Source organism: Streptomyces africanus (assembly GCF_030816955.1).
GTDB classification, from domain to species: domain Bacteria; phylum Actinomycetota; class Actinomycetes; order Streptomycetales; family Streptomycetaceae; genus Streptomyces; species Streptomyces africanus.
In genome coordinates this window covers 5,685,732-5,699,340 of record NZ_JAUSYP010000001.1, presented here as the reverse complement: position 1 = coordinate 5,699,340, position 13,609 = coordinate 5,685,732, and the positions used below count along the sequence as shown (strand labels likewise).

The 13,609-nt window shown below is 69.8% G+C and carries 14 protein-coding genes and 1 pseudogene; 9 read left to right on the top strand and 6 right to left on the bottom strand.

Annotation, left to right across the window (positions count from 1 at the left end):
- Positions 1-32: 32 nt before the first annotated feature.
- Positions 33-256: pseudogene (locus QF034_RS26585) on the top strand (hypothetical protein); the annotation flags it as partial.
- Positions 257-465: 209 nt separating this feature from the next.
- On the opposite strand, the gene ychF reads toward QF034_RS26585, so the two are convergent.
- The gene (gene ychF, locus QF034_RS26580; RefSeq protein ID WP_306964068.1) at positions 466-1,554 is read right to left on the bottom strand and encodes a redox-regulated ATPase YchF; all 1,089 of its coding nucleotides are present in this window, start codon (positions 1,552-1,554) and stop codon (positions 466-468) included.
- Positions 1,555-1,723: 169 nt separating this feature from the next.
- Here ychF and QF034_RS26575 point away from each other — a divergent pair, with 169 nt between their 5' ends.
- A complete protein-coding gene (locus tag QF034_RS26575; protein WP_307177308.1) occupies positions 1,724-2,335 on the top strand; it encodes a DUF6542 domain-containing protein in 612 nt (203 codons plus the stop codon).
- Between the two features lie 4 nt (positions 2,336-2,339).
- Here QF034_RS26575 and ppgK read toward each other — a convergent pair whose 3' ends face one another.
- Positions 2,340-3,086, bottom strand: coding sequence for a polyphosphate--glucose phosphotransferase (gene ppgK / locus QF034_RS26570; protein WP_307177307.1), 747 nt, complete (start codon positions 3,084-3,086; stop codon positions 2,340-2,342).
- 80 nt (positions 3,087-3,166) lie between these two features.
- A complete protein-coding gene (locus tag QF034_RS26565) occupies positions 3,167-4,192 on the bottom strand; it encodes a 4-hydroxy-3-methylbut-2-enyl diphosphate reductase (RefSeq protein ID WP_307177306.1) in 1,026 nt (341 codons plus the stop codon).
- Positions 4,193-4,343: 151 nt separating this feature from the next.
- Between QF034_RS26565 and xseA the strand changes: the two genes are divergently transcribed.
- The 3 genes from xseA to QF034_RS26550 all read left to right on the top strand — a co-directional run bounded on the left by xseA (position 4,344) and on the right by QF034_RS26550 (position 6,518).
- Positions 4,344-5,552, top strand: coding sequence for an exodeoxyribonuclease VII large subunit (gene xseA, locus QF034_RS26560; RefSeq protein ID WP_037672267.1), 1,209 nt, complete (start codon positions 4,344-4,346; stop codon positions 5,550-5,552).
- Positions 5,553-5,561: 9 nt separating this feature from the next.
- Positions 5,562-5,807, top strand: a complete 246-nt coding sequence (locus tag QF034_RS26555; protein WP_020275876.1) for an exodeoxyribonuclease VII small subunit — start codon at positions 5,562-5,564, stop codon at positions 5,805-5,807.
- Between the two features lie 120 nt (positions 5,808-5,927).
- The gene (locus QF034_RS26550; protein ID WP_307177305.1) at positions 5,928-6,518 is read left to right on the top strand and encodes a malonic semialdehyde reductase; all 591 of its coding nucleotides are present in this window, start codon (positions 5,928-5,930) and stop codon (positions 6,516-6,518) included.
- Positions 6,519-6,594: 76 nt separating this feature from the next.
- Here QF034_RS26550 and QF034_RS26545 read toward each other — a convergent pair whose 3' ends face one another.
- Positions 6,595-7,119: a DUF4245 domain-containing protein gene (locus QF034_RS26545; RefSeq protein ID WP_307177304.1), complete on the bottom strand. Its 525-nt coding sequence runs from the start codon at positions 7,117-7,119 to the stop codon at positions 6,595-6,597.
- Between the two features lie 127 nt (positions 7,120-7,246).
- Between QF034_RS26545 and glpX the strand changes: the two genes are divergently transcribed.
- Positions 7,247-8,281 carry a class II fructose-bisphosphatase gene (gene glpX / locus QF034_RS26540; RefSeq protein ID WP_307177303.1) on the top strand — a complete coding sequence of 345 codons (1,035 nt, stop codon included), beginning with the start codon at positions 7,247-7,249 and terminating at the stop codon, positions 8,279-8,281.
- Between the two features lie 90 nt (positions 8,282-8,371).
- On the opposite strand, the gene QF034_RS26535 is transcribed toward glpX, so the two are convergent.
- On the bottom strand, positions 8,372-8,746 hold the full coding sequence (locus QF034_RS26535) for a WhiB family transcriptional regulator (protein ID WP_078945338.1): 375 nt from the start codon (positions 8,744-8,746) through the stop codon (positions 8,372-8,374).
- Between the two features lie 174 nt (positions 8,747-8,920).
- A complete protein-coding gene (locus tag QF034_RS26530) occupies positions 8,921-9,607 on the bottom strand; it encodes a DUF1707 SHOCT-like domain-containing protein (protein WP_307177302.1) in 687 nt (228 codons plus the stop codon).
- Positions 9,608-9,783: 176 nt separating this feature from the next.
- Here QF034_RS26530 and QF034_RS26525 point away from each other — a divergent pair, with 176 nt between their 5' ends.
- The 3 genes from QF034_RS26525 to QF034_RS26515 all read left to right on the top strand — a co-directional run bounded on the left by QF034_RS26525 (position 9,784) and on the right by QF034_RS26515 (position 13,569).
- Positions 9,784-11,454 carry a fumarate hydratase gene (locus tag QF034_RS26525; protein WP_307177301.1) on the top strand — a complete coding sequence of 557 codons (1,671 nt, stop codon included), beginning with the start codon at positions 9,784-9,786 and terminating at the stop codon, positions 11,452-11,454.
- Between the two features lie 234 nt (positions 11,455-11,688).
- Positions 11,689-11,922 (top strand): hypothetical protein, encoded by a 234-nt coding sequence (locus QF034_RS26520; protein WP_307177300.1) that lies wholly within the window; start codon positions 11,689-11,691, stop codon positions 11,920-11,922.
- Between the two features lie 237 nt (positions 11,923-12,159).
- The gene (locus QF034_RS26515; RefSeq protein ID WP_307177299.1) at positions 12,160-13,569 is read left to right on the top strand and encodes a class II fumarate hydratase; all 1,410 of its coding nucleotides are present in this window, start codon (positions 12,160-12,162) and stop codon (positions 13,567-13,569) included.
- Positions 13,570-13,609: the final 40 nt, after the last annotated feature.

Sequence of the window (13,609 nt, the reverse complement as noted above, 5' to 3'; positions counted from 1 at the left end):
GTCCGCGTGCAGGCGCTGAGGCTTGAATATGCCGCTTGGCCCTGCGGGCCGGGGCGGGCCCAGTTTTCGTGTTCGCGGTGTACGCCTGCAGGGTGCACCGCGAGGACATCGACGCACCTGTCGGCCAGCGGAAGGTGCGCGGGCCGCTGGAGGCGGCGCTGGCGGGCGGGGAGCGGCTGTACGGCCAATGCATGGCGGGCTTCGGCCTCGCCTTCGAGGCGAGGCTCACGACACTGCCGGTGATCTCGGGTGGCCGCGCACTCACGCCCGTGGCGCCCGCGCGTTCCGTCGGCATCCAGCACAAATCCAGCACGATAGGGATGAGCAGGGGTAGTGACAGGTGACGACAGGTCAGAAATCCAGCACCTATCCAGCACGGTAAAAATCAAGGGGCCTGTCCCCGAAGAGCCAGACCCCATTTGACCTGCACGTTGCCAGATCATGGAAGTGGTGCTGAGTCACCGGCTAGACATTGAAGCGGAACTCCACGACATCCCCGTCCTGCATCACATAGTCCTTGCCCTCCATGCGGGCCTTGCCCTTCGCGCGGGCCTCCGCCACCGAGCCCGACTCCACCAGGTCGTCGAAGGAGATGACCTCCGCCTTGATGAAGCCCTTCTGGAAGTCGGTGTGGATGACGCCGGCGGCCTCGGGGGCCGTGGCGCCCTTCTTGATGGTCCAGGCGCGGGATTCCTTGGGGCCTGCCGTCAGGTAGGTCTGGAGGCCGAGGGTGCGGAAGCCGACGTGGGCCAGGGTCGCGAGGCCGGGCTCCTCCTGGCCGACGGACTGGAGGAGTTCCAGGGCCTCGTCATCGTCGAGCTCGGCGAGGTCCGCCTCCAGCTTGGCGTTGAGGAAGATGGCCTCGGCGGGGGCGACCAGGGCGCGCTGCTCGTTCTTGAAGTCGTCGTCGGTCAGCTCGTCCTCGTCGACGTTGAAGACGTAGAGGAAGGGCTTGGTCGTGAGCAGGTGCAGGTCGTGCAGGAGCTCCGCGCGCTCGCTGCCCTGGACGATGCCGTGCGCGAAGAGCGTGTCGCCCTTCTCCAGGATCTCCTTGGCCTCCTCGACCGCCTTGACCTTGGGCTGGATGTCCTTCTTGATCCGCGACTCCTTCTGGAGACGCGGCAGGACCTTCTCGATGGTCTGGAGGTCGGCGAGGATCAGCTCGGTGTTGATCGTCTCGATGTCGTCCTTGGGCGAGACCTTGCCGTCGACATGCACGACGTTCTCGTCCTTGAAGGCACGGATGACCTGGCAGATCGCGTCGGACTCACGGATGTTCGCGAGGAACTTGTTGCCCAGGCCCTCGCCCTCGGACGCGCCGCGCACGATGCCCGCGATGTCGACGAAGTCGACCGTGGCCGGGAGGATCCGCTCCGACTTGAAGATCTCGGCCAGCTTGCCGAGCCGCGGGTCGGGGACGCCGACGACGCCGACGTTCGGCTCGATCGTGGCGAACGGGTAGTTGGCCGCCAGCACGTCGTTCTTGGTCAGGGCGTTGAACAGGGTCGACTTGCCGACATTCGGCAGACCGACGATTCCGATCGTGAGCGACACGTTGCGACTTCCCGTGAGTGGAGAGGGCAGGGGGCCGGGAGACCGGCCGATCCACCAGTCTACGGCGTACCCGGAACCGCCCCGGCGGCGTATCGAACGCTTGCCCAGACCTCGATCCACGGCGTGTCTGAAGGCCTATTCGGCATATTGAACGACCTAAGTTGGTGCAGTGGAGCGATACAGGACGCGACCTGCCCAGTACGGACCGCGACGTGACCGGCCGAGATCGTCCCTGCCGCCGCAGGCGGGACGAGGAGCGAGCGGCGATGCGGTGCGAGCGGTCCGGCAGCCGGGACCGCAGCGCCGCCCCCCGGCGGGACCGCAGCACCGCCCCCAGGCCGTAGGGCGGTCCGCCCCCGCTCCGGCACCCGCCGCGGCGAGGCTGCCGAACCCCCGGCTGACCGGGCTGGGCAGCGGGTTGTTCTGCGCCCTGGTGATGTTCCTGCTCGGCGGGCTCTGCGCCGTGCTGTTCGGGGCGTCGCTGACGGCGTACGGGGTGCTGTACCTGCCGGTGTGCGTGCTGACCGCCGTCTGGGTGCGCCGCGGGGACCTGATGACCGCGCCCGTCGTCGTGCCGATCGCGTTCGCCGTGGGGCTGCTGCCGGTGGCGGACGGCGACGGTGGGGCCGGCGGCAAGCTGATGGGCCTGGTGACGGCGCTCGCCACGCAGGCCGGGTGGCTGTACGGCGGAACGCTCGTCGCCGGGCTGATCGTGATCGTCCGGCGTGTTCGGCTGATGCAACGGCGACGGGTGGCGGCCGGGGCGCGTCCGCCGGGGTGACCCCCTAGTGCCCCGCCGCCCGCATCGCCGCCCCCACGATCCCCGCGTTGTTCTGCAACTGCGCCGGGACGATCTCCGCCTTGATGCCCTCGATGTGCGGCAGGAACTTCTGTGACTTGCGGCTGACGCCGCCGCCGATGATGAACAGCTCCGGCGAGAACAGCATCTCGACGTGGGCGAGGTACGTGCGCACGCGGTGCACCGCCCAGTGCTCCCACGTCATGTCGTGGTCCTCGCGGGCCTTGCTGGAGGCCCGCTTCTCCGCGTCGTGCCCGTCGAGCTCCAGGTGGCCCAGCTCGGTGTTGGGGACCAGGACGCCGTCGACGAAGACAGCGCTGCCGATGCCCGTGCCGAACGTGAGCACGATCACCGTGCCCCGGCGGTCGCGGCCGGCGCCGAAGTGCATCTCGGCGACGCCCGCCGCGTCCGCGTCGTTCACCACCGTCACCGGCAGTCCGCCCAGCCGCTCGCCGAGCAGCAGGCGGGCGTCGGTGTCGATCCAGCTGTCGTCGACGTTCGCCGCTGTCCGGATCGTCGCTCCGTCGGTGACCACGCCCGGGAAGGTGACCCCGACCGGGCCCGTCCAGCCGAAGTGGTCGACGACCTGCTTGACGCCGTCGGCCACCCCGTCGGGCGTGGCCGGCTGCGGGGTGAGGACCTTGTGGCGCTCCTGCGCCAGGTCGCCCTTGTCCAGGTCCACCGGGGCACCCTTGATCCCGGAACCGCCGATGTCCACGCCGAAGATCTGCATGGCCCTACGTTACGACGAGGGACGGACAGTCACCGGCCTGATGGCGAACCCCGCCCGGCGACTCCCCGATCACTCCCCGATCACTCCCCGGAATCCTCACCGGTTCCGGCACCGCGGCGCGCGGCGGCCAGCGCCGTCGCCTCCTCGCGCAGGTCGCGACGCAGCTCCTTGGGCAGCGAGAAGGTGATGGACTCCTCGGCCGCCTTGACGATCTCGACGTCCTCGAAGCCGCGCTGGGAGAGCCACTCCAGGACCTGCTCGACCAGGACCTCGGGGACGGAGGCGCCCGAGGTGACGCCGACCGTGGAGACACCCTCCAGCCAGGCCTCGTCGATCTCGTCGGCGAAGTCCACGAGGTACGCCGCGCGCGCCCCCGCGAGCTTGGCGACCTCCACGAGCCGCTTGGAGTTGGAGGAGTTGCGGGAGCCGACCACGATCACCAGGTCCGACTCGGCGCCCATCTGCTTCACGGCCAGCTGGCGGTTCTGCGTGGCGTAGCAGATGTCGTCGCTGGGCGGGGAGATGAGCTGCGGGAACTTCTCCTTCAGGGCGTCGACGGTCTCCATGGTCTCGTCGACGGACAGCGTGGTCTGGGAGAGCCAGACGACCTTGGACGGGTCGCGGACCTCGACCTTCTGCACATCGCCCGGCCCGTCGACGAGCTGGATGTGCTCGGGGGCCTCGCCGGAGGTGCCGATGACCTCCTCGTGCCCCTCGTGGCCGATCAGGAGGATGTCGTAGTCCTCGTTGGCGAAACGGACGGCTTCCTTGTGGACCTTGGTGACCAGCGGGCAGGTGGCGTCGATGGTGGCGAGGCGGCCGCGCTCGGCCTCCTCGTGGACGACGGGGGCCACGCCGTGCGCGGAGAACATGACGATGTTCCCCGGGGGCACCTCCTCCGTCTGCTCGACGAAGATCGCGCCCTTCTTCTCCAGGGTCTGCACGACGTACTTGTTGTGGACGATCTCGTGCCGGACGTAGACCGGAGCGCCGTACTGCTCCAGCGCTTTCTCGACGGCGATCACGGCGCGGTCCACACCCGCGCAGTAGCCACGGGGGGCGGCGAGCAGGACACGGCGGCCAGGCGAAGCAGACATGCGTCCCATCGTAAGGCCGCGTTCGGCGCGTCGAAGATCGCATCCGTGTGGAGTCCCCGCGGAGACTGACGGGACACGGTGCGCCCCGCGGTGCGGGGCACCAGCCCGCGTCGCCGGGTGGGTGAGGTGTGTTGTCAGCGGCGGCCACTACGCTCGCGGCATGGCTGTGAACACGTCTCCGGAATCCCCGCTCCCCGTCGGTGAGGTGTCGCGGCTCATCGGGGGCTGGATCGACCGGCTCGGGGCGGTGTGGGTCGAGGGGCAGATCACGCAGTTGTCGCGGCGGCCGGGCGCCGGTGTGGTGTTCCTGACGCTGCGGGACCCCTCGTACGACATCTCGGTCAGCGTCACCTGCTACCGGCAGGTGTTCGACGCCGTCGCGGACGTGGTGAGCGAGGGCGCCCGGGTCGTCGTCCTCGCGAAGCCCGAGTGGTACGCCCCGCGCGGGCAGCTGTCGCTGCGGGCGGCCGAGATAAGGCCCGTCGGGGTCGGTGAGCTGCTCGCGCGCCTGGAGCAGTTGAAGAAGGCCCTCACGCGCGAGGGCCTGTTCGCGCCGGAGCGGAAGAAGCCGCTGCCCTTCCTGCCGCAGCTCGTCGGGCTGGTCTGCGGACGGGCCTCGGCGGCGGAGCGGGACGTGCTGGAGAACGCCCGGCACCGCTGGCCCGCCGTGCGCTTCGAGGTGCGCAACGTCGCCGTGCAGGGCGTGCACGCCGTGCCGCAGGTCGTGCAGGCCGTGAAGGAGCTCGACGCGATCGAGGACGTCGACGTGATCATCGTCGCGCGCGGTGGCGGCAGCGTGGAGGACCTGCTGCCGTTCTCCGACGAGCAGCTGATCCGGACGGTGGCCGAGTGCCGTACGCCCGTGGTGTCCGCGATCGGGCACGAGCCCGACAACCCGCTCCTCGACCACGTCGCCGACCTGCGCGCCTCCACCCCGACCGACGCCGCGAAGAAGGTCGTGCCGGACGTCGGCGAGGAGTACGAGCGGGTGCGGCTGCTGCGGGACCGGGCGCGGCGGTGCGTGGCGGCGCTGGTGGAGCGGGAGGAGCGCGGGCTGGCCCACGCGCTGGCACGGCCGTCGATAGAGGACCCGCACCGGATGATCGACGAGCGCGCCGACCATGTGGCGGACCTGCTCGACCGGGGCCGGCGCTGTCTGCGGCACCAGCTCGACCGGGCGGACTCGGAGCTGACGCACACGCACGCGCGCGTGGTGGCCCTCTCCCCCGCCGCGACCCTGAAGCGCGGGTACGCCGTCCTCCAGAAGGCGGACGGGCACGCGGTCCGCGACCCCGGCGAGGTGGCGGCCGGCGAGGCCCTGCGCGCGCGGGTCTCCGAGGGTGAGTTCTCCGTACGAGTGGACACATAGGGTGGGTGGATGACCAGCGAGGTTGATGAGACACCGGGCATGACCGAGGCGCTCGGGTACGAGCAGGCGCGGGACGAGCTGATCGAGGTCGTCCGCCGCCTGGAGGCGGGCGGTACGACGCTGGAGGAGTCCCTCGCGCTCTGGGAGCGCGGCGAGGAGCTGGCCAAGGTGTGCCGGCGCTGGCTGGACGGGGCGCGGGCGCGGCTGGACGCGGCGCTGGCGGAGGAGACCGCGGACGAGGCGGACGCGGAGTAATACGGGCCGTTCCTTGTGAGGTGAGATAGGACACCCCAGAGTTGGTTGAACGTTGAACTTTACGGGCGTACGGTCGGAGACATCAGACGTACCCGCTCGAGAAGGTTCAAAGGTTCATCCATGTCTCTCGTCCTTGACCCCGCCGCGCAGGACCTGCTGTTCCGCGAGGCCCGCACCGCCAACGCCTTCACCGACGAGCCGGTGACCGACGAGCAGGTGCAGGCGATCTACGACCTGGTCAAGTACGGCCCGACCGCCTTCAACCAGACCCCGCTGCGCATCACCCTGGTCCGCTCCCCCGAGGCCCGTGAGCGCCTGGTGCGGCACATGGCCGAGGGCAACCAGCCCAAGACGGCCACCGCCCCGCTGGTCGCGATCCTCTCCGCGGACAACGAGTTCCACGAGGAGCTGCCGCACCTGTTCCCGGCCATGCCGCAGGTGAAGGACCTCTTCTTCGCCGAGCGCCCGGTCCGCGAGAACGCCGCCACGCTGAACGCCGCCCTCCAGGCCGCGTACTTCATCGTCGGCGTCCGCGCCGCCGGTCTCGCCGCCGGCCCGATGACCGGCTTCGACTTCGAGGGCGTGCGCAAGGAGTTCCTGGACGACGACCACACCCCGCTGATGGTCGTCAACATCGGCCGTCCGGGCCCGGACGCCTGGTACCCGCGCTCCCCGCGCCTGGAGTTCGACCAGGTCGTCACCACCGTCTGACCGACGGACACGAGAAAGGCCCCCGGCAACCGCGCCGGGGGCCTTCTCCATGTGCGCTCCGTGCGTACGGAGAGCCTCACTCCGTCTTCAGCGCGTCCGCCATCTTCGTCAGCTGGGCGAACGACGCGGTGCCCGTCACGACCGTCGTCGAGCCCTTGGTGCCCTCCAGGACCAGCGCGTCGTACCGGCCGCCCTCGTAGCGGGTCCAGGTCCGGCCGTCGATCTTCTCGGTCTTCCCGGTCTCCCGCGCGCCCTGGGTCGCCTCGTCGAGGAAGACGGGGCGCCGCTGAGTGGACTGCTCGACGGCCACGTACTCCCCCTCGGGGTCGTGGAAGCCGAGGTGCCAGGCGTCGAACTCGTCGCCCTGGAAGCGGACGGAGGTGGCCTTCCATGCGCCGGGCAGGCCCTGCGGCGCGGCGATGGGGTACGAGGCCGCGCGGCGTGCCGTGAGCAGTTCCACCCGGTAGTCGACGCGCTTGAGGTCGGGCGGGCTGTCGTCGTGCGGGATGAAGAGGTAGATGACGCCCGCCACGAGGACGATGACTCCCATGGAGAGGATCATGTCCCGCGCCGTCTTCTGCTTGCCGTTCGTGCCTGCCACGCCCCCTATCGTCGCAGGTCTCCGGCGCGCTCATCCGTGGGGGCCCCTGCTCATTTTGCGGTCTCGGCGATAGAGTCGGTCAACAACACCCTCATCCGGCCGTCGTCGTACAGAAAGGTGCGCTCCGATGACCGAGCATCATCACTTGCCGTCCGAACTCGATGTGCCCTCCGAGGCCCCCGACCGCAACCTCGCCCTGGAGCTGGTCCGGGTCACCGAGGCAGCGGCGATGGCCGCGGGCCGTTGGGTCGGGCGGGGTGACAAGAACGGCGCCGACGGTGCCGCGGTGCGTGCCATGCGGACCCTCGTCTCCACCGTCTCGATGAACGGCGTCGTCGTCATCGGCGAGGGCGAGAAGGACGAAGCCCCGATGCTGTTCAACGGGGAGCGCGTGGGCGACGGGACGGGTCCCGAGTGCGACATCGCCGTCGACCCGATCGACGGCACCACGCTGACCGCGAAGGGCATGACGAACGCGATCGCGGTGCTGGCCGCCGCCGAGCGCGGGTCCATGTTCGACCCGTCCGCCGTCTTCTACATGGACAAGCTCGTCACCGGGCCCGAGGCGGCCGACTTCGTCGACATCAACGCGCCGGTGTCGGTGAACATCCGCCGGGTCGCCAAGGCCAAGCGGTCCGCGCCCGAGGACGTGACGGTGGTGATCCTGGACCGGCCGCGGCACGAGGGCATCATCAAGGAGATCCGGGACACCGGCGCGCGCATCAGGCTGATCTCCGACGGCGACGTGGCCGGCTCCATCCTGGCGCTGCGCGAGGGTACGGGCGTCGACCTGCTGCTCGGCATCGGCGGTACGCCCGAGGGCATCATCTCGGCCTGCGCGGTGAAGTGCCTGGGCGGCACGATCCAGGGCAAGCTGTGGCCCAAGGACGACGAGGAGCGGCAGCGGGCGATCGACGCGGGGCATGATCTCGACCGGGTGCTGATGACGGAGGACCTGGTCACCGGGGAGAACGTGTTCTTCGTGGCGACCGGGATCACCGACGGGGAGCTGCTGCGGGGGGTGCGGTACCGGGCGGAGACCGCCACGACCGACTCCATTGTCATGCGGTCTCGGTCGGGCACGGTCCGTCGGATTGATTCCGAGCACCGGCTGAGCAAGCTGCGGGCTTACAGCGCGATCGACTTCGACAAGGGGAAGTAGCGCGCGGAGGGGTGGGGCTCGGGCAGCTCACCCCGCGAGGAAAAGGCGCCCCCGGTGCGGTGGGGGCGCCCTTTTCGTCGTGTGTGTCGGTCAGCCGGCCGCGGCTATCGTGCTCGCCGAGCGGGCCGCCTTCTTCAACTCCAGGTCGCGGCGGCGGCGTCGGGCCAGGACCACACGGCGTTCGGCGGCGGTGAGGCCGCCCCAGACGCCGTAGGGCTCGGGCTGGAGCAGGGCGTGCTCGCGGCATTCGACCATCACCGGACAGCGGGCGCAGACCCGCTTCGCCGCCTCCTCCCGGGAGAGCCGCGCGGCGGTCGGCTCCTTGGAGGGGGCGAAGAACAGGCCCGCCTCGTCACGCCGGCACACCGCCTCGGTGTGCCACGGGGCGTCTTGGTCCCTGTCTCGTGCTGGCACCCGCGGGGCCGGAACGGCAGCTACCAGGGACGAATGCGGCGGTTGCAGCACGGTCTACTCCTGACGACGGCTTCGCGAGCGAGAGACGATGCAGCAAGGCCTACCCGCTGTGCGCGCGCCTATGCACTGAGTTCCGAAGCGCTGGATTCGCCCCCGTTTCCGGGTTCCGTCGAGCCGCGTCACCGGTGGACCGGTTTGCCCCGGACCCGGGCGGATTCGCGACTGTCAATGGTTGAGGTGCTTGCGCAAACTCTTGTCGACCTTGCGCTGCACCCGGTCGAGGATGTCCGCGACGACCTTGCCGCGCCGCGGTCGCGCCTCGACGCTGCCCAGGACGGCCCAGCCGTCGACGTAGAGGACGGGGGCCTCCGGGTCGCCCGAGTCGAGCGTGTCCACCTCGAAGCTGCCGAGCACGCCGCCGCCCATGCCGCGCAGCGACACGTTCTCCGGGACGCGGATCTCGACGCTGCCGAAGACCGAGAACGCCTTGATCATGACCTGCTGGTGGTCGAAGAGCGCCTCGCTGAGGTCTATCTCGACACTGCCGAAGATCGCGTACGCGTGGATACGGCGGCCCGTGCGCCAGCGGCCCTTGCGGACGGCGCTGCTGAAGATCGCGACCACGTTGTCGTCCGGGTCGATCGGGAAGGCGCCGGCCGTGGGGCGGTACGGGGCCGGGGCCGGTGAGGGACCGGGGCCCTGGCGGTGGGCGGCGGGCAGATCCCGTATGAACACGTCCAGTTCGCCGACCGTCTTGGCGCGCAGCACCCCCTCGATGCGCTCGGCGTGCTCGTCCGCGGTGAGACGGCCCTCGGCGAGGGCGTCGCGCAGGATGTCGGCGATGCGGTCCCGCTCGGCGTCGGAGGCACGGAGCTCGGAGACGGCGGGCGCGGTCTGCTTCTGAAGGTCCACGGCAGCAGCGTACCGAAACACGATAGATCGCGACACCCCCGCGGCGTCGACATGTCGCGGCCGAGTGTGACGAACTGAGCCTTACCTCAGGGGCTCACTGTCGGAGGCAGGTTCTAGGCTGTTGGCGCTCGCCAAAGGAGGCGGGCCGCCGTCTGTCGAGTGAGGAATGGGCTGAGATGCCTGAGTTCGCGTACACCGATCTGCTTCCCCAAGGGGAGGACACCACGCCGTACCGGCTGGTGACCTCCGAGGGCGTCTCCACGGTCGAGGGGCCGGACGGGCGGACCTTCCTCAAGGTGGAGCCGGAGGCGCTGCGCAAGCTCGCCGAGGAAGCCATCCACGACATCCAGCACTACCTGCGCCCTGCCCACCTCGCGCAGCTGCGCCGCATCATCGACGACCCCGAGGCGTCGGGCAACGACAAGTTCGTGGCGCTGGACCTGCTGAAGAACGCGAACATCGCGGCGGCGGGCGTCCTGCCGATGTGCCAGGACACGGGCACGGCGATCGTGATGGGCAAGCGCGGCCAGAACGTGCTGACTTCGGGCCGCGACGAGGAGGCCCTGTCCCGCGGCATCTACGACGCGTACCAGAACCTCAACCTGCGCTACTCGCAGATGGCTCCGCTCACCATGTGGGAGGAGAAGAACACCGGCTCCAACCTGCCCGCGCAGATCGAGCTGTACGCGACCGACGGCGGCGCCTACAAGTTCCTGTTCATGGCGAAGGGCGGCGGCTCCGCCAACAAGTCGTTCCTCTACCAGGAGACGAAGGCCGTCCTGAACGAGACCTCCATGATGAAGTTCCTGGAGGAGAAGATCCGCTCGCTGGGTACGGCGGCCTGCCCGCCCTACCACCTGGCGATCGTGGTCGGCGGCACGAGCGCCGAGTACGCGCTGAAGACCGCGAAGTACGCCTCCGCGCACTACCTGGACGAGATCCCGGCCGAGGGCTCCGAGCTCGGGCACGGCTTCCGGGACAAGGAGCTGGAGCAGAAGGTCTTCGAGCTGACGCAGAAGATCGGCATCGGCGCGCAGTTCGGCGGCAAGTACTTCTGCCACGACGTGCGCGTGGTCCGCCTGCCCCGGCACGGCGCGTCCTGCCCCGTCGCCATCGCCGTGTCCTGCTCCGCCGACCGCCAGGCCGTCGCGAAGATCACGGCCGAGGGCGTCTTCCTGGAGCAGCTGGAGACGGACCCGGCGCGGTTCCTGCCGGAGACGACGGACGAGCACCTGGACGAGGCGGGGGACGTCGTCCGCATCGACCTGAACCAGCCGATGGACGACATCCTGGCCGAGCTGACGAAGTACCCGGTCAAGACCCGGCTGTCGCTCACCGGTCCGCTGGTCGTGGCGCGGGACATCGCGCACGCCAAGATCAAGGAGCGGCTGGACGCGGGCGAGGAGATGCCGCAGTACCTGAAGGACCACCCGGTGTACTACGCGGGTCCGGCCAAGACCCCCGAGGGCTACGCGTCCGGCTCCTTCGGGCCGACGACGGCCGGCCGCATGGACTCCTACGTGGAGCAGTTCCAGGCGGCGGGCGGCTCCAAGGTGATGCTGGCCAAGGGCAACCGCAGCAAGCAGGTCACGGACGCGTGCGCGTCGCACGGCGGCTTCTACCTGGGCTCCATCGGCGGTCCGGCGGCCCGGCTCGCCCAGGACTGCATCAAGAAGGTCGAGGTCGTCGAGTACGAGGAGCTCGGCATGGAGGCCGTCTGGAAGATCGAGGTCGAGGACTTCCCGGCGTTCATCGTCGTGGACGACAAGGGCAACGACTTCTTCCAGGACCCGGCACCTCAGCCGACCTTCACGTCGATTCCGGTGCGGGGGCCCGGGCTGGCATAGCGCCTCCGGGGCGGGCGGGGACGGCTTCTGTCCCCGCCCGCCCCTTACCTCAACCCTCCTCTGAAAAAGGGGCGTTCACCGGCTGCGTGCCGTCGCCTCCGGCATGCTGCTCGCCATGCGGGCGTCGGATACGCCCTGCTGCTGTGGCGCGGCCCTTGGTGGATCGACGGCGCCCATCTCCGGGACAAGAACCTCCAACCGGCGGACGGCGTTGTCATCACGGGCTTCCGCACCATGCTCGTCGCTGTGGGGGCCGGCGCCGTCGCCGCCGTGGGGCTGTACTACACGCACCGCAACCACGAGCTGGCGCAACGGCAGCACAAGCAGACGCAGGACCAGTTCTCGCTGGCTCAGCAGCAGTTCGCGCACGCCCAGGAGCAGTTCGCCCACACGCGGACCCGCGACCGCGAGCAGGCCGAGACGACGCGTGAAGGACAGGTCACCGAGCGCTACGTCGAATTGTCTTGACGGAGCAGCCCTCGTCGGCGCCGGCCTGAGCAACGCCGTCTTCTCTTGCGTCCTGGCGTCTGGACGGTTCCGTGAAGCTTTCGTCGCGCATCAGGAACGATGCATGCATTGAGTCCAGAATGAAGGAAACTGTCCAACTGCTGACCAATGCACTCGAAGCGTCGATGGCGCCCGATGAAGCGTGAGGGGAATACACGTTCGTCGCCGCGCGCTCTCGTTCCCGGAGGTACGACAACGATGACCACGCAGACCGACGGCGGCGACCCCACCTACCGCATCGAGCACGACTCCATGGGCGAGGTACGGGTCCCCGCCGAAGCGAAGTGGCGGGCGCAGACTCAGCGTGCCGTAGAGAACTTCCCCATCTCCGGCCAGCGGATCGAGCGGGCCCACATCGAGGCGCTCGCCCGGATCAAGGGCGCCGCCGCCAAGGTGAACGCGCGGCTCGGGGTGCTCGACAAGGACATCGCCGAAGCCATTCAGGAAGCCGCTGAAGAGGTCGCCGAGGGACGGTGGGACGAGCACTTCCCCGTGGACGTGTTCCAGACCGGGTCCGGGACCTCGTCCAACATGAACACCAACGAGGTCATCGCGACCCTGGCCAGTGAGCGGTTCGGGCGGGCCGTGCACCCGAACGACCACGTCAACGCCTCCCAGTCGTCCAACGACGTGTTCCCCTCCTCGATCCACGTCGCCGCCACCGCCGCCGTCACCCGTGATCTGATCCCCGCCCTGGACCATCTCGCCGCCTCCCTGGAGCGCAAGGCCGAGGAGTTCTCCGATGTCGTGAAGTCGGGGCGGACCCATCTCATGGACGCCACGCCCGTGACGCTGGGGCAGGAGTTCGGCGGGTACGCCGCCCAGGTGCGGTACGGGATCGAGCGGCTTCAGGCGTCCCTCCCCCGGCTGGCCGAACTTCCCCTCGGCGGTACGGCCGTCGGCACCGGCATCAACACCCCGCCCGGTTTCTCCGCCGCCGTGATCGAGGAGGTCGCCCGGACGACGGGGCTGCCCCTGACCGAGGCGCGGGACCACTTCGAGGCGCAGGGCGCCCGGGACGGCATCGTCGAGACCAGCGGGCAGCTGCGGACCATCGCGGTCGGGCTGACGAAGATCGCCAACGACCTGCGGTGGATGTCGTCCGGGCCGCGCACGGGCCTCGCCGAGATCGCCCTGCCCGACCTCCAGCCCGGCTCCTCGATCATGCCGGGCAAGGTGAATCCGGTCATTCCGGAGGCCGTGCTGATGGTCGCCGCCCAGGTCGTGGGGAACGACGCCACCGTCGCCACCGCCGGCGCCGCCGGGAACTTCGAGCTCAACGTCATGCTGCCCGTCATCGCGAAGAACGTCCTGGAGTCGATCCGGCTGCTCGCGGGCGCCACGCGGCTGCTCGCCGACCGGACCGTCGACGGCATCACCGCCAACCGCGAGCGGGCCCGGGAGTACGCGGAGTCCTCCCCGTCCGTCGTCACGCCGCTCAACAAGTACATCGGCTACGAGGAGGCCGCCAAGGTCGCCAAGAAGGCGCTGGCCGAGCGGAAGACCATCCGTCAGGTCGTGCTGGACAGCGGGTACGTGGAGCGCGGGGACCTGACCGCGGAGCAGCTCGACGAGGCGCTGGATGTCCTGCGGATGACACACCCGTGACGGTTCGCCGCCCTGGCGCGCCCGGCGCGTGAACCGTGAC